General features: G+C 46.0%; 12 protein-coding genes. 9 read left to right on the plus strand and 3 right to left on the minus strand.

Annotated elements, in window-relative coordinates:
* Positions 1-59: 59 nt before the first annotated feature.
* The 4 genes from FAM09_RS26660 to FAM09_RS26675 all read left to right on the plus strand — a co-directional run bounded on the left by FAM09_RS26660 (position 60) and on the right by FAM09_RS26675 (position 10875).
* Entirely contained in the window at positions 60-3617 is a 3558-nt protein-coding gene (locus tag FAM09_RS26660) for a TonB-dependent receptor (RefSeq protein WP_136580218.1), read from the plus strand.
* A gap of 18 nt (positions 3618-3635) precedes the next feature.
* Complete coding sequence (locus FAM09_RS26665; RefSeq protein ID WP_136580219.1) at positions 3636-5192, plus strand: RagB/SusD family nutrient uptake outer membrane protein; 1557 nt, start codon at positions 3636-3638, stop codon at positions 5190-5192.
* Positions 5193-5378: 186 nt separating this feature from the next.
* Positions 5379-7565, plus strand: a complete 2187-nt coding sequence (locus FAM09_RS26670) for an alpha-N-acetylglucosaminidase (RefSeq protein ID WP_136580220.1) — start codon at positions 5379-5381, stop codon at positions 7563-7565.
* Between the two features lies 1 nt (position 7566).
* Entirely contained in the window at positions 7567-10875 is a 3309-nt protein-coding gene (locus FAM09_RS26675; protein WP_136580221.1) for a GH92 family glycosyl hydrolase, read from the plus strand.
* Positions 10876-10997: 122 nt separating this feature from the next.
* Here the strand turns inward: FAM09_RS26675 and FAM09_RS26680 are convergent, their stop codons facing one another.
* The 3 genes from FAM09_RS26680 to FAM09_RS26690 all read right to left on the minus strand — a co-directional run bounded on the left by FAM09_RS26680 (position 10998) and on the right by FAM09_RS26690 (position 13322).
* Positions 10998-11771, minus strand: a complete 774-nt coding sequence (locus FAM09_RS26680) for an isocitrate lyase/PEP mutase family protein (RefSeq protein ID WP_136580222.1) — start codon at positions 11769-11771, stop codon at positions 10998-11000.
* Between the two features lie 121 nt (positions 11772-11892).
* Positions 11893-12747, minus strand: a complete 855-nt coding sequence (locus tag FAM09_RS26685; RefSeq protein WP_136580223.1) for a helix-turn-helix transcriptional regulator — start codon at positions 12745-12747, stop codon at positions 11893-11895.
* Between the two features lie 218 nt (positions 12748-12965).
* The gene (locus FAM09_RS26690; protein WP_136580224.1) at positions 12966-13322 is read right to left on the minus strand and encodes a VOC family protein; all 357 of its coding nucleotides are present in this window, start codon (positions 13320-13322) and stop codon (positions 12966-12968) included.
* Positions 13323-13703: 381 nt separating this feature from the next.
* On the opposite strand from FAM09_RS26690, the gene FAM09_RS26695 reads away from it, so the two are divergent.
* From FAM09_RS26695 to FAM09_RS26715, 5 genes are all read left to right on the plus strand, one after another.
* Positions 13704-14561, plus strand: coding sequence for a YncE family protein (locus tag FAM09_RS26695; RefSeq protein WP_136580225.1), 858 nt, complete (start codon positions 13704-13706; stop codon positions 14559-14561).
* A 397-nt stretch (positions 14562-14958) separates the two neighbouring features.
* Positions 14959-15945 (plus strand): FHA domain-containing protein, encoded by a 987-nt coding sequence (locus tag FAM09_RS26700; protein WP_136580226.1) that lies wholly within the window; start codon positions 14959-14961, stop codon positions 15943-15945.
* Between the two features lie 91 nt (positions 15946-16036).
* The gene (locus FAM09_RS26705) at positions 16037-17533 is read left to right on the plus strand and encodes a protein phosphatase 2C domain-containing protein (RefSeq protein WP_136580227.1); all 1497 of its coding nucleotides are present in this window, start codon (positions 16037-16039) and stop codon (positions 17531-17533) included.
* A 3-nt stretch (positions 17534-17536) separates the two neighbouring features.
* Positions 17537-19321: a serine/threonine-protein kinase gene (locus FAM09_RS26710; RefSeq protein ID WP_136580228.1), complete on the plus strand. Its 1785-nt coding sequence runs from the start codon at positions 17537-17539 to the stop codon at positions 19319-19321.
* Positions 19322-19488: 167 nt separating this feature from the next.
* Entirely contained in the window at positions 19489-23502 is a 4014-nt protein-coding gene (locus FAM09_RS26715; RefSeq protein ID WP_136580229.1) for an FtsW/RodA/SpoVE family cell cycle protein, read from the plus strand.
* Positions 23503-23512 lie beyond the last annotated feature (10 nt).

Here is a 23512-nt window from a genome sequence, read left to right on the forward strand (position 1 = left end):
CAAAACAAGTCAGACTGTAGGACCGACATTGAATTGTTAAACCAAAACTTCACAAAAGTATGAAATTGACAGTTTACTGCGCACCATGGCAATTGAACAGGGTGCCTTGCAGTAATGAACACGTATCCGGCAAAACCCCACCGGCCAACTGGTGGCTGCCGGCCAAAATGCTGCTAATTATGAAATTAACTGCTTTCCTGCTATTGGTAATTTCCCTGCATGTAAGTGCCAGGGGCTTATCGCAGAAAATCACCATCGTTAAAAAAAATGCAACGCTGGAACAGATCTTTGAACTGATCCAGCAGCAGGGTGGTTACGATTTTTTAGTTAGTAGCCAGGTGCTTGCCAAAGCGCATCGCGTAGATATAGAAGCACGCAATGCCACCGTAAAGGAAGTGCTTGACCAATGTTTTAAAAATCAGCCCCTCACTTATATTCTGCACGAAAAGACCATCATCGTAAAAGAAAAAGAAAAGAAGGAGGAAAAAAGCACGGCACAGGCTGTAACCATTGTTTCCGAACCGGAACAAAAAGCAAGCGGTTCAGGCCATGTAACAACAGCCTATGCAACCACAGCACAAACCGTTTCAGGAACGGTGAAGGATGAGAAAAATCAGCCAATTGAAGGCGCGGCCGTTTCTATCAAAAAATTAAATATAGGCACCATTACCGACCACAACGGTAAGTTTCAGTTCACGGTGCCCGATGGCGCCTGGGAGCTGGAAATATCTTCGGTAGGATACCAGCCCATTACAAGGACCATAACAGTAGGCGAATCGGCTGTACCCACGTTGAATGTGAGCATGAAATTATCTGCTACAGGTTTAACCGATGTGGTGGTAGTGGGTTATGGCACCCAGCGGAAAAGAGATGTAACAGGAACCATCAGCCGCGTAAAGGGCGAAGACTTTCAAAACCTGCCGGTTACCAATGCCGCTCAGGCATTGCAGGGCCGGGCATCGGGCGTTGATATTGTAAGTGGAGATGGAGCGCCCAACAGTACGCCCGCTATTCGAATTCGTGGTACCGGCACCCTCAATAGCGCCGATCCGCTGGTAGTGATCGATGGGGTTCCGGCCGGCAGCCTTACCGATGTAAATCCTAACGATATTGCCTCTATCGAAGTGTTGAAAGATGCTTCTTCATCGGCCATATACGGTACAAGGGCCGCCAATGGCGTAATACTCGTTACCACTAAAAAAGGAAACTATGAAGAGAAATTAAAGATCAATATAAATGCTTATACCGGTCAGTCGAAAGTATTAAAGAAACTCGATCTGTTAACAGCGCCCGACCTGGTAAAATTAAAGAAAGAAGAATTTAACAACGATGGCTCATCTATACCCGCCATCTGGAACGATCCGAATTATGCCGTGCAACGTACCAACTGGCAGGATGCCTTGTTTGGTACCGGTAAAGTTAATAATGCAGATGCGTCGTTAAGAGGAGGAAACAGAAATTCCAACTTTAGTTTATCGGGCAATTATTACGATAACAAAGGGATGATACAAAACTCTTTTTTCCGCCGTTACAGCGCCCGTTTTAATTCAGAGCATAAGATCGGCGGCCGTATTAAAGTAGGGGAGAACTTTTTGTATTCATCAACCAATGATGCCGGTCCCAATACACGTTCGGCACAGGACGGTCTTGTATGGAGCGCCATTCGTTTTAACCCGGCTATTCCCGTTAAAAAAGACGATGGTACCTGGGGCAGCTCAAAGGCCGACAACGAACTCGGCGACATTAACAACCCGGTATTCACGGCCGCCAACATCGACCAGTCGAACAGAAATTCACGCGTGCTGGCTAACGCTTATGCCGAAATAGAAATTTTAAAGAACCTGAAGTTCAGAGCTAATTTCGGCTTCGATCAAACGCTGTACAACTATTATAATTTTTCCATTGCCACACCCGATCAAACCAGGGTAAACTCGCTGGCCATATTAACGCAGTCATCTTCTAAAAGAACTTCTTTACTGGAAGAATATTACCTTACCTGGGATGGCAAATTTGGAAAAGACCATAATCTTTCTGTAGTGGGCGGTTATTCGGCGCAGAACCTGAAAAGCAACTGGTTCACAGCCGAACGCCGGGGGTACGACGATGCTAACCGCGATCAGCGGGTATTAAATAGCGGTAGCAGCGGTAACCAGTTTTCGAGCGGCAATAACAATCCCGACGAAGGGCTGGTTTCTTATTTCGCAAGGGCCAACTATGGGTTCAAAGGAAAGTACCTGTTAACAGCCACCATGCGCGCCGATGGATCGAGCAAATTTCCAAAGGGTAAACAGTGGGGTTACTTCCCGGCCTTTTCAGCCGGCTGGCGCATTTCGGATGAAAACTTCTTCAAAGACAATGTTTCATTCATCAACTCATTAAAGATCACCGGTGGCTGGGGCCAGTTGGGTAACCAAAACGTTCCCGCTTATCAATACCTCGGTATTGTAACGCGCGGCGGTTCATCAACCATTTACGCGTTTGGTACAGGCACTACAGTGGTAGATGGTGCATTTATTACCAGCCTTGGTAATCCCGAGATTACCTGGGAAAGAGCTGAAATGACCAACATTAGCCTTGAGTTTGCTACTTTACATAATAAGTTGACCGGTACCGTTACCTGGTTCAACAAAAACACCAAAGACATGCTGATTCCCTATCCGCTGGTTGAAACCTATGGCGCAGGATCGGGTTATGTACCAGGCGGTGTAGTGATCGTTCCCAATCAAAACATCGGCACTTTAAATAATAAAGGTGTTGAAGTAGAGCTGGGCTACCAGGATAAAGTGGGCGAACTGGGTTACTCAGTTAGCGTAAATGCCGCCTTCATTAAAAACAAAGTGACCAAACTGTATGGTAATAATAAAGATTATATAGGCGCTGCTTTTTACGGACGTCAGTCGCTCGAAACTTCCCGCACGTACGAAGGGCAGCCCATTGCTTCGTTCTACGGATATAAAACCGGTGGATTGTATCAGAACCAGAGCGACATTGATAAGGATCCTAATATTACCAACGATCCAAACAAGGCAAATATTAAACCCGGTGATGTAAGGTTTATCGATCAGAACGGCGACGGCATCATTGACGGTAAAGACCGTGTAAATCTCGGCGATCCCAACCCGGGCGCCACCTATGGCATCAACGGCAGCGCCTGGTACAAAGGCTTTGATTGCAGTTTCTCTTTCTCGGGTGTAATGGGTGTTGAACTGTACAATGCCGATCGCATGGCCGGCCTGGATGGAACACAGGTATTTAACATGTACCAGGAGGCATTGGGCCGCTGGCATGGCGAAGGAACCAGCAACAGCATTCCACGCTTAAGCCGGAATAACGCCAACCAAAACAACAGGTCGAGCGATCTATGGATCGAAAAAGGGAATTACCTGGCCCTTAAAAACATTTCATTAGGATATACTTTTCGTAAACTAAAAATAGCCGACGCATCATTACCCGACACCAGGGTGTACGTAAGTTGCTACAATGCATTCATACTTACACCATACAGCGGTTATACACCTGAGTTGGGATATACCGATGGCAACCGACAAAGAGGAGTTGATGTGGCGCAATACCCGCCTTCAAGAACACTGATGATAGGCGCCTCTTTTAATTTTTAGTTTTAAAACAACAGTATTATGAAACTTAATCTGGTATATATATTTTTTACAGGCTGCCTGGTATTTATTCTGGTAGCAGGATGTATAAAAAAGCCGCTGGACAGCGATCCTACGGGCTCTTATACAACAGCCAACTACTGGCGTAATCAAAACGATGTAATTGCCGGCGTTAATGGCATCTACAATGTACTTACCCAGGAGGAAGGCGTAGGCCATAACAATTACGCATTCGACGATGCTGGCGACGATATTTCGGTTGACGGCGACCACGCCGATTTTTGGGAAATAGAACGGTTCACGGCAACGCCTTCCACCTATCAGTTGCGTCCTACCTGGTCATGGTCGTACGAACAGATCGCCCGTGCCAACAATGCCATTATGTATATTCCCAAGGTGCCCACGATTGATGAAGCCATTCGCAAACGTTCGCTGGGGGAAGCTTACTTTTTACGCGCTTACGGGTATTATATCCTGAACCAGTTATTTGGCAGCGTGCCATTGATACTGGAAGACAATGTAGCAACCGGTAACTACAACGTGCCCAAAGACGACATTACCAAAGTGCGTGCGCAAATTGAATCGGATCTGATAAAAGCAGCCGATCTGTTGCCCGAAACATACGGCGATCAGGATAAAGGGCGCGTGCATAAAGGCGCCGCCTGGGGTATGCTTTGCAAGCTGTACATGATGCAGGATAACATGGATAAGGCTATTGAATACGGATCAAAGGTGATCACTAATTCAAATTATGCACTGGCCGCCAGTTACCGCGATAACTTTACGCTTGGTAGCCAGGAAAGCAATTCGGAAATTCTCTTTGCTGTATGGAACAAGAACAATTTCAACAACGCACCCATTAATATTTATTTCACACCGCGTGCATGGAATGGATGGGGCTTTCATCACCCCACCCAAAACTTTGCCGATGAATTTGAAACGGCAGATTCTATTCGTAAAAAAGCCACGCTGCTCGAAGTGGGTGATTCAATTCCCCATCAAACCACACTGATAGAAATAACCGACAAAGATGCCTACCAGATGTTTGCCGGTAAAAAAGGTCAGTTAACAGGAAGAATGTTGCCGAGCAATTCGCTTGAAACCGGCTATTGCCTAAGAAAATATACGGCTTATAACCCCGATGGTTCGGGTAGTTTGGATGGCGATTTAAAGCAACCCCTGTTACGTACTGCCGATATTTATTTGCTGGTAGCGGAAGCTAAGATCAGAAAAAATGGCGCAGGCGCGGGAGATGCAGAGATCAATACAGTTAGAAAAAGGGCAGGGCTTGCAACCATAAGCGGTGCAGGTATAAAACAACTGATCCATGAGCGGCGTGTTGAACTGGGTGGTGAAAATGTACGATTTCAGGACCTGTTGCGCTGGGATAAAGCAAAGCTGATAAACCTTGATACCATTTTCAACAAACCGAAAAAAGCTTCTCCGTTGCAGCCTTATAATGGAGCAGTAGTGGTTCCTGCGCGTGTGTTTAACCGGCCTAAGAATTATTATGTGCCCATTCCGCAGGTTGTGATAGATGAAAGCAAGGGCGTAATAACACAGAACCCGAATTATTAACCAATAAGCAACAGGCAATAAGCAATTGGCAAATCTTTCAATGCATGAACCCCCAATTTGGTAAACCTTGCTGATTGCCCATTGTCCATTGCCTATTGGTTCCAAGTGTTAGTTCTTCGTTCAGTTTGGAGTTCCGGTCCGGTAGTCGGGTCGGAACTTTTTTCACATTGAAATGTTTTTGTAACTATGAAGCATTTGTTTATTTCTTTATTGGTTGTTTTTCTTTTCGCTCAAACCGCTTTTTCGCAGTTGAACAGATCAGCCCTTACCGCCTTTGTTCAGCGTATAGTAAAAGACAGATCTTCTTCTTTTATAGTTGAAGCTATACCACCGCAGCATGGCAAAGATGTATTTGAACTCGAAAGCCGCAAAGGAAAAATTGTATTACGAGGTAATAATGGGTTGTCTGTTGCAGCTGCACTGAACTATTACCTGCAACAATATTGTAATTGCCACATAAGCTGGAATGGCACTAACCTGCATTTGCCCGGTCAACTGCCCCTGGTTACAAAAAAAGTTCGTAAAGCCACTCCTTATAAATACAGGTATTATCTCAATTACTGCACTTTTCAATATTCAATGGCCTGGTGGGACTGGGACCGGTGGCAACAGGAAATTGACTGGATGGCGCTCAATGGTATCAACATGCCGCTGGCGCTTACCGGTGAAGAATCTATCTGGCAACAGGTATATAAAAAGATGGGCTTTACCGATAGTGAACTGGCCAATTTTTTCACCGGCCCTGCTTATTTTTCGTGGTTGTGGATGGGTAATATCGATGGATGGAACGGCCCGTTGCCCCAACACTGGATGGACCGGCAAAAGGAATTGCAAAAGCAAATACTGGAAAGAGAACGCAGTTTTGGAATGAAACCGGTATTACCCGCATTTACCGGTCATGTGCCACCGTCATTCAATCAGAAATTTCCCAATGCGAAAATAAAAAAGACCAACTGGGGAGCAGGTTTTCCGGATGTATATATTTTAGATCCTGCTGATGACCTGTTTGAAAGTGTTGGTAAACAATTTATCGAAGCGCAAACAGCAACGTATGGAACCGATCATTTTTATAGTGCCGATACGTTTAATGAGAATGTTCCGCCAACAAAGGACTCTGCCTTTTTGGATGCCATGAGTAAAAAAGTATTTCAATCCATGGCAGGCGCCGATCCTGCTGCGGTATGGGTAATGCAGGGATGGATGTTTCATTATAATTCCGATTACTGGCAACCAACACAAATAAAGGCCCTGCTCAATGCGGTGCCGGATGATCACATGATCATTCTTGATCTTTATAGTGAAAGCCATCCGGTATGGGACCGTACTGAGGCTTACTTTGGCAAACCCTGGATCTGGAATATGCTGCACAATTTTGGGGGTAACATCAGTTTATGGGGTAGAATGGCCAACGCTGCAAAGGACCCGTCTGCCGCATTGCACCATACATCATCCCGTAAAATGGAAGGCATCGGCTTAACCATGGAAGGCATAGAACAAAATCCGGCGCTTTATCACCTCATGCTGGAAAATGTATGGAATGAAGCGGGTATCGACCTTGAAAAATGGTTGTCACAATATGCAACACAGCGATACGGCGTGCATAACGATACTATTGATTCAGCATGGCGTATACTTGGGAAAACGGTGTACAATGGCGGGTTGGGCGAAGGAGGTCCGGAATCAATCATAGTAGCCCGTCCTACCATCCATATGTTTGGTGACAGAGTAAGAACAAAACTTGATTACGATCCCAAAGAACTGGTTTCCGCCTGGACGCTTTTTATGCAAACCATTCCTGCCTTGCAGCAAAGCGACGGTTTTCAATACGACCTTGTTGATATCACCCGCCAGGTATTGGCAAATTATGCCACACCGCTGCAACAAAAATGGGTGCTCGCTTATTTGCAAAACGATGCGGGTGCTTTTACAAGGTACACCCGGGAGTTTCTGGAGCTCATGGATGATATGGATGAATTGCTGGCTACCCGAAAAGACTTTTTATTGGGTAAATGGATTGCCGATGCCCGCAGTTGCGGCGCCGATGAAAATGAAAAGAAATTATATGAGTTGAATGCTAGGAATGTGATCACCTTATGGGGCAATAAAGAAAGTGAATTGCACGAGTACTCCTGCCGGCAATGGGCCGGATTAATAAAGGGATTTTACAAACCGCGCTGGCAACAGTTCTTCACCTATCTGCAGCAGAAAATGGCTACCGGCGCCAGAATGGAAATGAACGATTTTGAATCTGCAATAAAAACATGGGAATGGAATTGGGTTAATAGCAACGATCCGTATTCAGCCGAACCCACCGGTAATGCCACAGCAATTGTAAAGCGATTGTATACGAAATATTTAAACCGGGTGAAATAGGATGCCTTTCATCAAACAAAACTTTTTATTCTGTACAGTAGTAACAATTACCATCAATGCATGGGCGCAAACCGATCCCTTACCATATGTTAACCCATTTATTGGTACTACCCAATCAAATGTATTTACCAAATGGGGCAGTGAAGGAGGAACCTACCCCGGGGCGGTAGCGCCATGGGGTGCTGTACAGTTAACACCCGAAACGCGAACAACCGGCGAAGGATACAATTATCACGATAGCAGCATTTCTTTTTTCAGCTGTACGCAGCATTTGAGCGGCTTTCCGAATGGCTCATCGGGACGTGTGCATGTGATGCCGGTAAAGGCTGCTGATAAATTCCGTGTAAACACTTATCGCAGGAATTTTTCTCACCAGGAAGAAAGCGCCCTTCCCGGCTATTACCGCGTAGCGTTCAGCGATGATCATACCCTGGTAGAAGCCACTGCAGGGGAACGAACCGGCCACTTTCGTTTTACTTTTCCGCAAAAGGTAATACCGAAAATATTTATCGGCGATGCCGGTAAATTGACTGTGAGGTCAAAACAGGAGATAACCGGTACGGTGGGGAATGCATTATTCCGGTTCAATAAAGACTACATGGTTCGCGAGGAGGTGCCCGGCGGATGGTTGCTTACGTTTGCCCCCCAATCATCGCAACCTGTTGTGATAGAACTACAGGTGAGTTTTTCTACGGTAAACGTTGAAGGCGCTGTTCTGAATATGGGTGCAGAAAGCAGGCGTTTTAATGAACGCATGGAAGATACCCGTAATAAATGGCGCAAGGCATTGTCGGTAATTACCATCGATGACACCAGTGAAAGCAATAAAACCATTTTTTATACGGCTTTATATCATGCGTTATTGGTTCCCTGGATCGTTTCGGATGCAAATGGAAAATACCGGGGCGCCGATGGACGGGTTCATCAAACAACGGGCGCCTATCAATACAGTGGCTTTTCTCCCTGGGATACTTTTCGAACGTTACACCCTTTGCTGTGTTTGTTATTTCCCGGCAGGCAAAAAGATATGGTGGAGTCGATGCTCGACATGTACCGGCAAACCGGCTACCTGCCAACTGAATCTATGACCGGTAATCACGCCATTGCCATTATTACCGATTCCTGGTTAAAAGGAATAAAAGTTTCGGATGGCTTGCTGGCTTTACATGCCATGAAAAAGAGCATGGCGGTGGGGCCTTTTATTCAACCCGATATGGAAATTTACCGCAAACTGCATTATGTTCCATTTTCATATCCCGAGTCGGTTACCCGCACTGTTGAGTATGCATACAATGACTGGGCATTGGCCCGGTTTGCACAGGTAATGCACGATTCAGCCACCTATGAGCATTTTATACCGGAAGCGTTTAATTATCGCCACCTCTTTAATGCGCAGGAATTATTCTTATTACCACGTAATGGAGATGAATACAAATTACATCCCGGTACTTTTGGTTATAAAGAAGGGGATGCATGGGTGTATTCCTATTTTGTGCCGCACAACGCAAAAGATTTGGTGAATATAATGGGTGGTGATGATGCATTTGTTTACAGACTCGATTCAGCACTTGTTAATGACCAGCTGGTGTTTGATAATGAAACCGTGTTTCATGTGCCCTACCTGTTTAATTATACGAATGCTTTCTATAAAACACAGCAATGGGTGCAAAAAATAATGCGTACCCGCTTTAGTGCAACACCTGGGGGTTTACCTGGTAATGATGACCTCGGCTCTACCAGTAGCTGGTTCATCTTTAGTGCGATGGGGATTTATCCGGTATGCCCCGGCCGTGCGGTATATGCTATTGGTTCACCACTTTTTAAATCGGTCACTATTCATCTTGCTAATGGAAAGCAATATGTGATCAGGGCAGCCAATGCTGCTGCACAATACAGTTATGTAAAAAGCTTATTACTAAATGGCGCACCTTACCACCGTTTATCGGTATCACATGACATGCTTGTACAGGGCGGTGAAATGGATTTCGGGATGGATGCTGTGCCGCATACCGAATGGGTGTCTGATCCCGCTTTAACCGGCATGTCAGAAACGGTAAGTAATCCCAGCTTTCAGCTGGTTAATTATTCGGTTTCAAAGAATAGTGTAGTGCCGCATGAACCCGTATGGGTATATTTCACCTTGCAAAACACGGGAAGCACCGGTACAAAGAATGTAACGCTGTTTGTAAATGGAAAGGTAGTTGCGCAAAAGCATTGCCTGGTGCCGGGTAATGGAACCCTTACTGACTCTGTAATGTGCCGGTTGTATACTTTGGGAAAAGCCAGCTTGCAAATTGACGGGTCAATAGCCAAAGAAATTGAGGTAAAACGGGCCGCAACCGGCTTCACCATACAGCCTGCAATCAGCGAACTGGTAATAAAACCGGTTATCCGTTCCGGTGAATCGCAGGTGATCACTTTCAATGTACAGAATACCGATGGGGAGCCCCATACATTTTATATTCCTGTAAGTATAAACGATTCATTGATCTGTACAGATACCATCTCTTTGCAGCCGGGAGCTATACAGCCTGTTGCACAGGTTGTGCCGGTAAAAAGGGCGGGTGTGCAAACTCTTCGTGTTCATAAGGCAGCAAAATTATTTAAAGCGTGTAATAGCAACCTGGAGACAGCTTTATTGGATCTGCCGGCGGTTGCTGCAGATGGCAGGGTGGTGGTTGATCGCTCGGGTTTTGGGAATGATGGGTTAATTATGCATGGTAGTCCTGAGCGGAGTCCTGCGTGGAGTCCTGAGCGGAGTCCTGAGCGGAGTCCTGAGCGGAGTCCTGAGCGGAGTCGAAGGATGCGCTTTAACAAAGATTGTTATATACAGGTGCCCAGCTCTATATCTGTAGATAGCATGGGCGAAACCATCACCATGATGGTATGGGTGTTCCCCATTGGAAAGAATGAAGGACTCGTTGATCTGTTCACAAAAGGCGATTATCATGTATTGCAGGTGGCCGGTAATAAGCAGCTTACTTTTTTTGCAGGCGGCTGGGGCAGGGGAGAATGCAAGGCGCCGTTACCAGCCAACTGGTTCAACAACTGGCATCACTTAGCAGGTGTTTGTGATGGGAAGTATTTAAAATTATATATCGATGGCATATTGAAAGGAACTACCCCGTTGCCAGATCACATTAAGTTATCTGCTCCCAACAAATGGACGATAGGCCGCAATGAAGAATTTCCCGGGCAACGGATCTTTGATGGTTATATGGATCATATAAAGATATTTGCCGCTCCTTTAACAGCAAATGAAATAATGGGTATTGTGAAGAAGGAAAATCTATACCTTAGGTACAAGTAAAGCCGCGCTGCTGTAATATTTGAAAGCATAATTTCTTTCACAACCTCCCCGTCATGGTCAAACTAAAAAGGCCACCGGTTTTCGCCGGCAGCCCTGTCTTTCATGGCTAATAATCTTTATGACTAAGAAAAAAACGGTGCAAACCCGTTGCTGACAGTTACAGTTTTTATCAACGGTGTAATACTGTCGTACACTTTGTTGAATAGGAAAGGACCCATGCTCACGCGCTTCACGCCCAGGTTTTTTAATGTATCGAAACCGGGTAAACCAGGTATGCACATTACGTTAATGGGAAGTGGGGTGCTGCTAACCGCTGCGGCAATATCTTTTTCTTCACTGATGCAGGGAAGAAAGATACCATCGGCGCCGGCGGTTGCATATAATTTCAATCGCTGAACTGTTTCTTCCTGTTTGTTGGCTACGTTCAAAATATATGTGTCGCAACGGATATTGATGAATAGATCCAGTTTTTCAGCCGCCAGTTTACTTTTTATAAAAGAAATGGTTTGCGCAAAACGGTTAGCGTCTTTCAATGTTCTCCCTGACGGTTGTATGGTTGAATCTTCGATGTTGATGCCTGCCACGCCCAGCTCAACCAGCTTTTTTATATTGGAATAAATGCCGGCATCTGTTTCACTGTAACCCATTTCCATGTCAACCGATACAGGAATTTTCACGGTCGCTAATATGCGGCGAATGATCAGCAGGTATTCTTCAAAAGGCATGGCCTCGCCGTCTTCATATCCCAGGCTGCTGGCAACAGCTGCACTGGAAGTAGCTATCGCCGGGTAGTTTTCCTGTTGAAAGAGCAGGGCGCTTTTGGCGTTCCATACATTGGGCAATACAAATAATCCGGGTGTGTGATGTAGTTGTTTGAACTGTTGATAGGTTGTCATGAGTTTTTGCTTTATGATGATCAGTGTTGATTATGGCTGCCAGGCATAAAACAAAATTACCGGGGATGATGAGTTGAAAATTGTATAAAACGGAACAGTTAATGATCAGGGTAAAAAAATATTACAGCAAAGCTGCTGCTGTTGCGGTGCTTGCGTGTTTGTCGCTTTGATCGGCAGCCATGGCAACCGGAAAATTTTCTATGGAATAAACAGATGGAGTAAGTCCGGTAAATGATTTGAATTCCCTGATGAAATGCGACTGATCGGAATACCCGCATTCATACGCAATGGAAGTTAAGGAATCATTCCCTGCTTTTATCAGTTGCAAGCTATTTTGAAACCGGTTGATCTGGCTGTATAATTTCGGGGTAAGCCCGGTGTATTGTACAAACAATTGTTGCATGTAGCGGGCCGAAATACCATTGCGGGTCGCCAAGGTTTCCATGGTATCGAAAATATCCTGCTGCCGCAGTTCCTGCATCAGCTCGCTCACTACGGCTACTTTGTTCAGTCTTTTGGTGGCCAGTGAAAGTTGTTGTAATAAGAATGCTTCCACCAGGGCCAGTCTTTTAGTCCAGGACCTGGCTTCCTGCAGTTGGTCATGTAAAGAACGAACTGTGCTGCCCATTACATCGCCGAAATTGCTCACCTGGTGATTGAACAGGTTTACTTTGTCGTTCAGAATGCTGGCGGCGGCATGTGGATAGAGCCTGACTCCTAACATGGTATTACGGCCTACAGACCGTACGGCCAGCGGCCGCAACACTTGTCCCCATAATTCAATGGCGGGGGTGGTCACAAATTCGTCACCGGCACGTGTTTGCCAGCTACCGCTGCCGAGGTTGAAAATGATCTCCATACAGGCGCAGGGAAATACAAGGTCTTCGAAAGCCGCAGGGGATGCGGATTCGTACACATAGTAGCATTTTACATACGGTTGTAACGCTTTGCCAGGCTTGAATTCTTGGTAGGTCATGGTTGTTATAACTTTGAACGCAGCCCTTGTTTTCTTTTTAAAGATACAAAAGCATGGTTAATGTGAACGGCCTCTGCCACGTTTCGTACTGTGCGAAATTATTGGATGCCGTTTTGCCGGAATTGGATAAATCGGAACAATTAATCAATTGGCAATATGCAATCGAAAATGGGCAATCGGGGAACCGAAAAGTGTGCGGAGGCTCAGGTTAACCAGTTTTACCTCGTTACCAGGCCAACAATATTTCCTTCGGGGTCGCTGAACCAGGCAAATTGTTTGTGATTGGGTAGAATAACCGGGCCGATCAGTTTTTTGCCGCCTGATTCTTCAATTTTTGAAAGGCTTTCGTTGATGTCGGCCACCTGGATATAAAACAATACGTAATTGTGCGGTTCATGCCCCAGAGCGGTGATCTGTCCCTGGATACCTACTTCCGTATTGGTGTTGATCAACGATGCCATGGGGATGCCGGTGGGTGTCCACCCAAATAAGTCGGAATAGAATGTTGCCGTTTTGGTCAAATCTTTACAACCGATCTCAAAAAAAACAACCGGATTGGCAAAAGGGATTGTCATATAATGTATATTTTTTTAACGATGTTGTTGTGCGTTGTAGTGGATAGCGATCGTGTGCAGGATAACGGAGCTTTGCTTACTATAATTTACTGAATTTTACGCTATAAAGCAACTGGAATATTATCAAAGCAACGTTATCTTTTTGGGTCATGTCAATTTGGATCAAAAGCTTCAGTTTAACCTACTGCGAATGTTCGTGTTATTTATATGTAATAGTTTTATGGGGTTTTCTGTGCTTTACCGGAAAAGAGGCGTTACCTGCTGCTGTACAGGTGATTGATGCTGAAAAAATCCCCGGCTAAAAGTGCAATTATTTGAGCTTTTATCGTTATTAGATATGTCCTGTGGTGCAATACCTTAGCGGCATTAAAAAAATAACAGATGAAAAGAGCAATTTCCTTTTTTGCAGGCATGATGTTGGTGGCAGGCGCCATAGCGCAGGATAGTACCGGCTTAACAAACCCTGAAAGCGTAATCTCCGATGGTAAGTTCTTATATGTAACCAATCTTGGAAAAGCCCAGGGGCCAACTGGCAAAGATGGCGACGGGTATATCAGCAAGCTGTCGCTCGATGGTAAAATGATCACCCGCTCAATTACAGACGCAAAACTGAATGCACCCAAAGGCACAGCGATCGTAAGGGGCGTTTTGTATGTGGCCGATATTGACCGGGTAATTGGTATTCAAACAACAACGGGAAGAAAGGTGGTTGATATAAATCTTTCTACAACAGGAACTTCTTTTTTGAACGACATGACACCTATAGATGATTTTAGTTTGTTTGTTTCGGCTACTGATGTAGGAAAAATATTTGAAGTGAACCTGCGATCTGGTAATGTTCGGGAGGTTGCCAATGTAAAGGGCGCTAATGGTGTTTATTATGACAAAGCAACCAAACGCCTGTACACCTGCAGTTTTAGTTTTGAAGATATGAAAGGTGGTGAAGTGGGCGTGATCTCCTGGGACAAAGGTTGGGCTACCTATGAAAAAATTGGTGACGTGCAAGGCGCTTTTGACGGCCTGGCGCTACTCGATGATCACACATTAATTGTTTCTGACTGGGGCGCTATGGACCATCCGGCTGGTATTGTTGAAAAGGTTGACCTTACCACTAAAAAGGTTACCAAACTGGAGTGGCCCGTAATGAATGGTCCCGCTGATTTTTACTTCGATTCCAAAGAGAACCGCCTTGTGATTCCCGAATTGGTAGGGCAGAAAGTGTCAATACAAAAATTGTAGCCGGCATATCGGCTTTGAATACAAAACCTTGAGTGTGTTTATGAAGGCACTCAAGGTTTTTTTTGCTTTCCTCCGCCCCTAAAGAGAAATTTGTTACCGGTTACCAGTTACCGGTTGCCAGGGCTTGAATTTTCAGGATCCTGCATGTAGCCGGGGTCTCCGGATTTTTCCCCGGCGTTTCCTTTCACGTTTGCCTTTCCCGACTGCCGTTTTCATAACACTTCGTTAAACCAGCTATGTAGAATTGTTAAATAAATTCTGGAACGGTTTTCTCCTATACAAAGAGTATTCCAATTAGGTACATTTTATGTTTTCTTTACGAAGCGCACGTTTCCAAAACAATTATTTTTAATTCGTATAAATGATCGCTGTAAACCGTGTAAAAACAGGGAATCCCATGAAGAAAAAATCAGGTGATTTTTTTGCTGCCCTCAAATCAATAATACTTCCTGAAAGTAACGACCAACGGCAAGCCAATGGTCCGGTTACGAACAATGTTATTTTAAAAGAATTGCTCGATTGTTTTGATAATTCCTGCAAGCGCGAATCGGTTGGTAAAAGTTTATTGTTCAACATGCACTACCTCATCATTCTTCACCCTGAAGTGTATGAAGAACGGTTGCCATCACTTCCCATCATTGTAAAAGAAGCCTTGAAAGCATTTTATAACAAGCTGAAAAGCTATAAAAAGAATTATGATGAACTGTCGCCCGTGTCGTTTCACTGGCAGTTCCGGTTTGCGCCAGGAACCGATTTCAACCAGGAAAGAATAACGGTGGAAGATGTGCGGGTGATCGGTATGTTAACGGGATTAAAACCAACAGGCAGTGGTGGCGGAGATCGCCATAATACCGCTAAAGTGACCATGAAATCAAAAGCTACCAATGTTTTTGATAAAATGGATCTCAACCTCGATGTACTGCGGCATGTGCATTTTGCAGAGAACGGCACGTTCACGGTTAAATTCAATCCTGAGCTTTCCGTTACGAACGTTACCGTGAGCACTGCTACCGTACAAAAAACGGCGCGCCCTGCAGACAATGGCCTGGCGCGGATCGAATGTTACCTGGCCGATAAGAGTAAAGAAGTAGTGTACATTATGAAGGATACCGAAATAGTGATTGCCCGGAAGGAACCCGAGAATGTTGGTTACAGCAATTACCTGTTGATTGAATCAGGGTTTGTGTCTAACCCGCATGCCCGTATCCGGTGGAATGAAGCGCAGCAATCATTTCAGATCGCATCCTTTAGTAACAACGAGACCCGCGTGAATGAAACAGTGATCGCTAAGAGCGAAGCAGATAGTCCCCGTTGGTTCGACCTGAATGACAAAAGCCAGGTATTGTTGAATGGCATGGTCACCCTTTCGTTTAAACAGCTTTAAACATTCATGATTAACACCATCTCATCCATAGCGCTGTTTGTATTTGTGATTGTTTTATTAATTCGGCATTTTAAAAACCTGCCACGATAATATGAAAACTCTTTTGATCAGTGGCAATACGCATCCCGGGATGCGGCGGACGGAGAATGAGGATACCTATACCTGCCGGCAGTTATGGTCGCCCGATAAGGCGTTGCTGGTAGTAATAGATGGGGTAGGTGGGTATGCAGGGGGAAAGAAGGCGGCTGCTATTGCCAGGGAATCTATTGACCAGTACATGGAAACGCCGAAAGGCGATACGCTCACGATGTTGCGCGAAGCGGTGATCTTTGCCAATAACCGCATTACAGAAGAACGCATGCTGGACCCCCGGTTTGGCGAAATGTGTTGCGTATTGACGGCCGCCGTAGCTGATGCGGCTGCCGGCATCGTATATTTTGTTCATGTGGGCGATACCCGGATGTACCGGTTTCGCAAAGGCGTTTTGCAGAAGCTTACCAAAGACCATTCGTTTGTGGGAATACGTGAAGATGCCGGTGAAATAACCGAGCGGGAAGCCATGAGCCATCCGCAACGCAACCAGATCTTGCGCGAAGTGGGTTCCACCATTCACCGCATCGATGATGAAGATTTTATGCAGTACGGCAAAGAAGAACTGTTGCCGGGCGATGTACTGCTTTTATGTAGTGATGGCCTTACCGATATGGTCACTGCAAAGCAAATTACGGAGGCGCTTTCCACCTCCGCCGCATTAAATACCAAGGTTAACAATATTATTGCGCTGGCCAATGAAATGGGCGGGCACGACAATATCACCGTCGTATTGTTAAAGAACAATCGCGCCAAACCTCCGGTACAGCCAACAAACGGTACCAAAGTAAAAAAGGCGGTGAAGCCAAAAACCAATACAACGCCTCCGGTTCCATCCGCCGATAAACCAGTCGAAAAACCGATTACACCTACACCACCTGAGGCAGACAATTCTACTGCCACAAACGAAAAAAAGGAACCTGTTAAAAAGCCGGTCGTTAGCAACAAGTGGGTGCGCTGGAACGTATTGGTAGTTGTGTTACTGGCAGCAAGCTCCTGGTTCTTTTTCTCGCAAAGAAATGCAACAACTCCTGATAAAAATGAGACTACTAATGTACGGGAAGTGACAGCGAATGATGACACAGCCCGCAAAATGCCTGCATCTATTTTCAGCGGTCAGCATGCGGCGCCAACAGGCCCGGTAGTAGCGAAGGCGCCCGATACCATCCGGTTAACAGCAACAAAAAATATAGTGGATATTCAACGGTATGCCGATAGTGTTGGTAATAACCTGCTGCTGTTGCCTGCAAAAGAAAAGTCAAATCGTTTTGCAGCGGTAGAAATTAACAAATCATCGGGCAAGGCAGGTGATACAATGGTCATCAAAAACCTGCGGCTGAAAGGTTTTGAAACCGGCATTAAAGTGAGTATTCCGGTTCATGTAAAATTGGAGAACACATTTTTTGAAAACATTAAGTATCCGGTGAGTTACGCAGTTAAACAAGACAGTACCAATAAAAGTCACTCTGTACAAATGATCAATACGGAGATGCAATAAAATATGGCAACTTCAATTTTTAAAGAATATTTTAAAGGATACGAGATCCTGGGTGAAATTGGCAGGGGCAATGCCCGCGTGCTAAAAGCAAGGCACCTGGTTTCGGGTAACCTGGTTGCCATCAAGCACTTTGCCTTTAACACCGACGCCGATACCCTGCGCCGCTTTCAGCGCGAATCGGAGATCATGAAATCTATTCAGCATGATCACATTGTTAAAATAGTTGACGTTCATCTCGATGCGGAGCTGCCCTATATTGTTATGCAATTGATAGAAGGCGGTGATGTACGCAGGTTGCTGAAAGAACGCGGCACGCTGGAAGTGGATACCGTGATCCAACTGGCGCAACACATGACCGATGCATTGGACGCCATTCACGCAAAAGGCGTAGTGCATCGCGATATTAAGCCCGAGAATATCATGTACCGCCGTATGCCCAATGGCGAGTTACATTTCCTGCTGACCGATTTTGGCATTGCCAAATTAAGAGAGCAGACCAATACGGTTACCGGTTCTTCCATGCTCACGTATGAGTACGCTTCACCGGAGCAGTTCAGTCAGGCCCGGACCGTATCAACGCCTACCGATTATTATTCGTTAGGTGTTGTGTTGTACGAATGTTTAACCGGCTCAGTACCCTTCGCATATAATGATGAAGATCTGTTGTGGCACATCAATAGGGTGATAGAATGTCCCATTCCTGAACCCGTATTACCGGCCGACCGGTTTCTGCCACCCAGTCTGCTGCAGTTGCTGCATGGATTGATGGCGAAGCAGGCTGTGCACCGGTTGAACGATACAGCACATGTGCGTCAATTGTTGCAACAGGCAGCTATGGAAAATGCACAAAGCCGTTATCGTAAACCAGCAGCAGCATCCAAAACGAAAACAAAAACAGTTACCAAAGTTTTCACCAAACCATTGGTGCCGAAAGTGGTGGCTGGTAAAAAGAAAGAAATTGTTTTCACCATCCTGGGCGTGTTGTTGTTTAGCGCCTTCATGATGGGCATGTGGGCGGTGTTCCCGCATAAGAAAAGCAATAAGCCGGGCGAAGAAAAGGCCGCTACTGTTTTGCCGGTTGATTCTGTCTCTGCTGCTGAGGTGGCCGCACGCAAAACCAAAATTCCACATAATAAACCATCCCTGGTAATAACGCCGGTAGTGAATACAACACCTGAACCGGACCTGATACCCATGGCCAATGCAACCCCACAAACTGATGCGGGCGTAACGTTAAAGAACGGTATGTATTACGACGATTTCAGCGAAGATGCAGACACCATTTGGGAAACCGGTAAAGATGAGAACAGCGAATTTAAATTTGCCAACGGAAAATACATCATCAGGGGATTAACGGATAGCCTGACCTATCACGCTACCGTAAAATTCGACCTGGATATCCAACGGAATTTCAGCATCTCAGCCAGTGCTACACAATGGGGGAATGAACCGGATGAGGCGTATGGCATTAACTTTTGCGGCAATACCGACAGCGACGCTTACTTTGTTTATTACATCACCGCCAGCGGTTATTACGCCATTGGCTCCATGACCAACGGCGACTGGCATCCGATCATTAACTGGACCCACTCATCCAATATTCATTCGCACAACGAAATGAATACGCTTTCAATTGAAAAGAAGAATAACTCGATCTTTTTTTACATCAATGATAAAGTAGAAAACGTGTTGCCATTTACCGGTGGATACGGCAATTGTTTTGGCCTGCGGGTAGATGGCGCACAAACGGTAGCATTTGACCAGTTGATAGTTAAAGGTAGTCCCTGAGCGTAGTCGAAGGGGCATTAAAAAGCGTTGAGCGTAGTCGAAACGAAATTTAATAACGGCAACTGATATATGGAATACCAGACCCTCGACTGCGCTCGGTCTTGGCACTGGTCCTTCGACTACGCTCAGGACTAGTAACTTATTGAGTAGCTCATAAGAAAAGTAACATGGAAGTCCACCAAAAATATTCATATAAAGCAGAAGGCTGGGTGTTGTTAACAGGCGCTGCCGTATTGATGCTTGTATTGTTTGTTAAATTGTTCTTCACGCTTACGCCCACCTTAACCCGTGCCAACGAAGCATTAAAAAACAGTCGGGCCATAAAGCTGGAGGCAGGCATCAACAAAGATTCCCTGAAAAAAATAATTACCAGCGGTAACTATTTTACAGATGATCGCGATGTAAACCTGCTGGTAGATTCTTTATCCATGCGGCTGATAACAGCCGGCGGCATCGACAACCTTGGCGCCATCAATAAAAGTGCATTTGGCCTGGTTGCGCCGCTTGACTGGAAGGCGCCGACAGGTGGGGTTGATTTTCAGGGACGGCTGGAAGCATCGCGTCAACGGTTGGGATTTGATTCGGTGTTGTACCAAAAAGAATTGAATGATCCTACCAATTATCCTTCCTCAGTAAATGTATCTACTGGTAAATTTGAAATAGGTGGCCGGGTTTTATTTCAGGGCGAACCCATGCCCGGTACGCTGGTGCAGTTGCGGGAACACATCGCTACATTGGATGAAGATTCATTATACGATCATGTGCTGTATGCACGCACCAATGCCAATGGCGAATTTCAGTTTACCGGTTTATTACCCGATTCAGGTTACAGTGTGCTGCCGCTGAAACCTGGTTACGAATTTGGCGGCCGGCAGGGTAGTGCGCGGCTGGCAAAAAATAAAGCCTATACCTTTTCGGGCAAGCCGCACAAAATACGATTGATCGGTCCCATTGCATATGGACAAATAAAAGAAGACGGAGTACTGCTCGTTCGTACCCCTGAAGAATTTATTACTTCGTATTGGTTAATTGCCGGTGGTTGTATCCTGGCATTCTTTCTTGCACACATCATTTTATGGTTGCGGAAAAAGCAACCTGATATTTTTATGTTGCCGCTGTTGTTACTATTATGCGGCATTTCCATCCTGTTATTATTCAGTATTCAGAACCCGCTTACCGATACCCTGCATGCAGCCCAGGCTTTGCAGGGCGTTATTGTCGGGTTGACCGGCTTTCTTGTTTTCTCCCTTATAGATATCCGAAAATTATACACCCGCTGGTGGTTCGATGCCTTATTTAATTTCAGAAAAAAGAATGTATACGGCTTGCGTGGCTGGACGTGGTTGGTATTAGCAGTAGGCATGGCATTGTTGACCTTACTGATAGGGAGTGGTCCTGAAGGAAGCGGCGTTAAGGTAAACATTCAGTTGGGCGGTTTTACGTTTCAGCCAAGTGAAATAACCAAATACCTGTTGTTGCTTTTCCTAGCCGGGTTCTTTGCCGCCAATGAAGAGAACATCCGCAATTTATCGGATATCCGCTGGCGTTTCCAGGTAAGTATTGGCGTGCTGGTGGGCGTGGGCATTATACTGGCCCTGTACCTGCTGATGGGCGATATGGGGCCGGCGATGGTGGTGTGTTTTACCTTTTTATTCTTTTACAGCATTGCGCGTGGTAATTTATTGCTTACGCTGCTGGCCGGCGTATTGTATTGCGTGCTGTTATCATTTATACCCGGCTGGCTGGCAACGGCCATCAGTTTTGTGGCTGTTATATTGACCATGATCATTCAGCGCCAGGTTAAAACGGTGAAGTGGTATGGCGCACTGGCAGTGCTGGCAGATGCGCCCGTTATAGTACTATTGGTGATCGCGGCCTTTGCTTTTGGCGATCAACTGCCGGGCATCGGCGATCGCCTGGCCGATCGCAAAGCCATGTGGCTAAGCCAGTGGAATAATGACGTTTTTGGCGGCGACCACCTGGCGCATAGTTACTGGACGCTGGCTTCGGGCGGGTTAACGGGGCAGGGCCCGGGCAGAGGATTTCCCAATACCATGCCTGCTGCACATACAGATATGATCTTACCCAGTATTGGTGAAGAGCTGGGCTGGCTGGGACTGGTTGCAGTGTTTATGTTGTTTGGTATTTTAATTCACCGTTCCTTTTTGCATGCCCGCCGGGCGGGTCAACCTTTTAGTTTTTATTTGTGCGCCGGTATTGCCATTGCCACGGGGATCCAATTCCTGTTGATCGCCGGAGGTTCTATTGGTTTGTTGCCGCTTACAGGCGTAACCGTTCCTTTCCTGAGCTACGGAAAGATCTCGCTCATTGTTAACCTGGCCGCCATGGGCATTGTGGCAGGTATTTCTTCACGGCCCGGATTGGCAATTCAAACCGAGCATTTGCGAAAGTATTATGATTTTGTGCTGGGAACCGGTATCCTTTTCTTTCTGGCAGGTATAGCCGTATTATCATTCAAGCTATACCAGGTGCAGGTAGTGCACAGTAAAGAAATTCTGGTAAAGCCGGCCCGGGTCATTAACCGGAACGGATTGCCTATATATAGCTATAATCCGCGCATCGATAAACTCACCCGGGTGTTGGCAGCCGGTTCCATCTACGATCGCAATGGTTTGGTGATTGCCACCAGTGAACCCAATACTATCAGGCGCAATATGGATGCGTTTCTGGCAGCAGGAGTAGATACTACTCAACTGCAAAACCTGGTACAGAAAAGAGTGGTGCGCTTTTATCCTTTTGAAGAAGACCTCTTCTTCTGGACGGGCGATTATAATTCGCGCTTGTTCTGGGGTCAGGGCAATGGGTATTTTGCAGAAGCCAGGCACCTTACTTCATTACGCGGTTATGCTACCAGCCCGGAAAAACGTGATTATGTGAGCACAGAGTACCGACCTGATAAATTTACCCGGCCGGTACAGAAAACAATAAAACTGGTGAGCTACGATTATTCGCCGCTGGTAGAAAGTTTGCAAACCGGCATTGATACCACAAACGAAGCGGTGCGAAAAATAAAACACAAAGACCGGGATATTCATTTAACCATCGATGCGGGGTTGCAAAAAGAAATACAGGATTCGTTGCGGAAGAGCAATTTCAAAAATGATCGCATAGCCGTGGTAGTATTGGATGCCGGTACCGGCGACCTGCTGGCTTCTGCCTTGAACCCGCTGCCCAATTTGCAAATGCCCGATCTGATGTTGTTGCCCGACAGGGAAAGAAATAAACTACCCAAACCGGTTACCGATCGCGACCTGGGTTTAACCTATGCTACGGCGCCCGGTTCTACCGCCAAAATCCTGACCGGTATGGCCGCCTTCAATAAAATGGGGCCCGATGCTGCCAAAGTAAAATACAGGGACATTTATCGCAATGAGATCTTCCGCGATAATCCAACCGAGCAGGAGCCGTTCATACCCAAAGTGAACTATGTAGACATGCGCGAAGCGATCATTAATTCGAGCAACATATTTTTTATTCGCATGGCCAATGAGAACAGTCTCGAAGATCAGATGGCCGCCCTGTACCAGGCAACGGGCATGAACATCAATCAACGCGGCGGCTATGATTATGCGCCTTCGCTCAATAAAGAAAAAGCGTCGGAAGACCTGGCCAACTGGCGAAAAGACGTAATGAACCACGATCGCCGGGCATACAACAATCCCAGGTTACAAGGTACCAAGAATCGTTATCGCAGTCCATTTTCGGGCCTGGCCTGGGGGCAAAGCACGCTTACTTCCACACCGGCAGCTATGGCCAGGATGGCCGGCGCTATTGCCAATAACGGGGTTATGATGCCATCGCGGTATTTACTGAAAGAAGCCGGGAAGCAACAACCCGTGGCCGCGGGTATTGACATTGCGGAGGACACGTCGTATGCAGGTATCCTTACCCGGTATATGATCGAACAAAGTAATCAACCGGGTAAACAAAAGATAAAGAATATTATAGTGGCCGGTAAAACAGGCACGCCGGAGCGCGTGATCAATGGAGAAATTGAATCGGATGGCTGGTATGTGTTCTTTGCGCCTACACCCGATCACCGGTCGCGTACGGTAACCTGTATTAGAATTGAACGTGGAAAAGGCTCGTCCAATGCGGTGTTGGTGGCCAATGCCATTGCCAAAGTATTGGAGAGGAGAGGATATGTAGTTTCATTTTAGGGCAACTGGT

The sequence above is a fragment of the Niastella caeni genome (genome assembly GCF_004834005.1).
Lineage (GTDB): Bacteria > Bacteroidota > Bacteroidia > Chitinophagales > Chitinophagaceae > Niastella > Niastella caeni.

What these genes read in the sequence shown, in the direction of transcription:
- FAM09_RS26675 (WP_136580221.1), top strand. Translation starts at nt 7,567, where the DNA reads ATGCCTTTCATCAAACAAAACTTTTTATTCTGTACAGTAGTAACAATT.
- FAM09_RS26670 (WP_136580220.1), top strand. Translation starts at nt 5,379, where the DNA reads ATGAAGCATTTGTTTATTTCTTTATTGGTTGTTTTTCTTTTCGCTCAA.
- FAM09_RS26715 (WP_136580229.1), top strand. Translation starts at nt 19,489, where the DNA reads ATGGAAGTCCACCAAAAATATTCATATAAAGCAGAAGGCTGGGTGTTG.
- FAM09_RS26690 (WP_136580224.1), bottom strand. Translation starts at nt 13,322, where the DNA reads ATGACAATCCCTTTTGCCAATCCGGTTGTTTTTTTTGAGATCGGTTGT.
- FAM09_RS26680 (WP_136580222.1), bottom strand. Translation starts at nt 11,771, where the DNA reads ATGACAACCTATCAACAGTTCAAACAACTACATCACACACCCGGATTA.
- FAM09_RS26660 (WP_136580218.1), top strand. Translation starts at nt 60, where the DNA reads ATGAAATTGACAGTTTACTGCGCACCATGGCAATTGAACAGGGTGCCT.
- FAM09_RS26665 (WP_136580219.1), top strand. Translation starts at nt 3,636, where the DNA reads ATGAAACTTAATCTGGTATATATATTTTTTACAGGCTGCCTGGTATTT.
- FAM09_RS26705 (WP_136580227.1), top strand. Translation starts at nt 16,037, where the DNA reads ATGAAAACTCTTTTGATCAGTGGCAATACGCATCCCGGGATGCGGCGG.
- FAM09_RS26685 (WP_136580223.1), bottom strand. Translation starts at nt 12,747, where the DNA reads ATGACCTACCAAGAATTCAAGCCTGGCAAAGCGTTACAACCGTATGTA.
- FAM09_RS26710 (WP_136580228.1), top strand. Translation starts at nt 17,537, where the DNA reads ATGGCAACTTCAATTTTTAAAGAATATTTTAAAGGATACGAGATCCTG.
- FAM09_RS26695 (WP_136580225.1), top strand. Translation starts at nt 13,704, where the DNA reads ATGAAAAGAGCAATTTCCTTTTTTGCAGGCATGATGTTGGTGGCAGGC.
- FAM09_RS26700 (WP_136580226.1), top strand. Translation starts at nt 14,959, where the DNA reads ATGAAGAAAAAATCAGGTGATTTTTTTGCTGCCCTCAAATCAATAATA.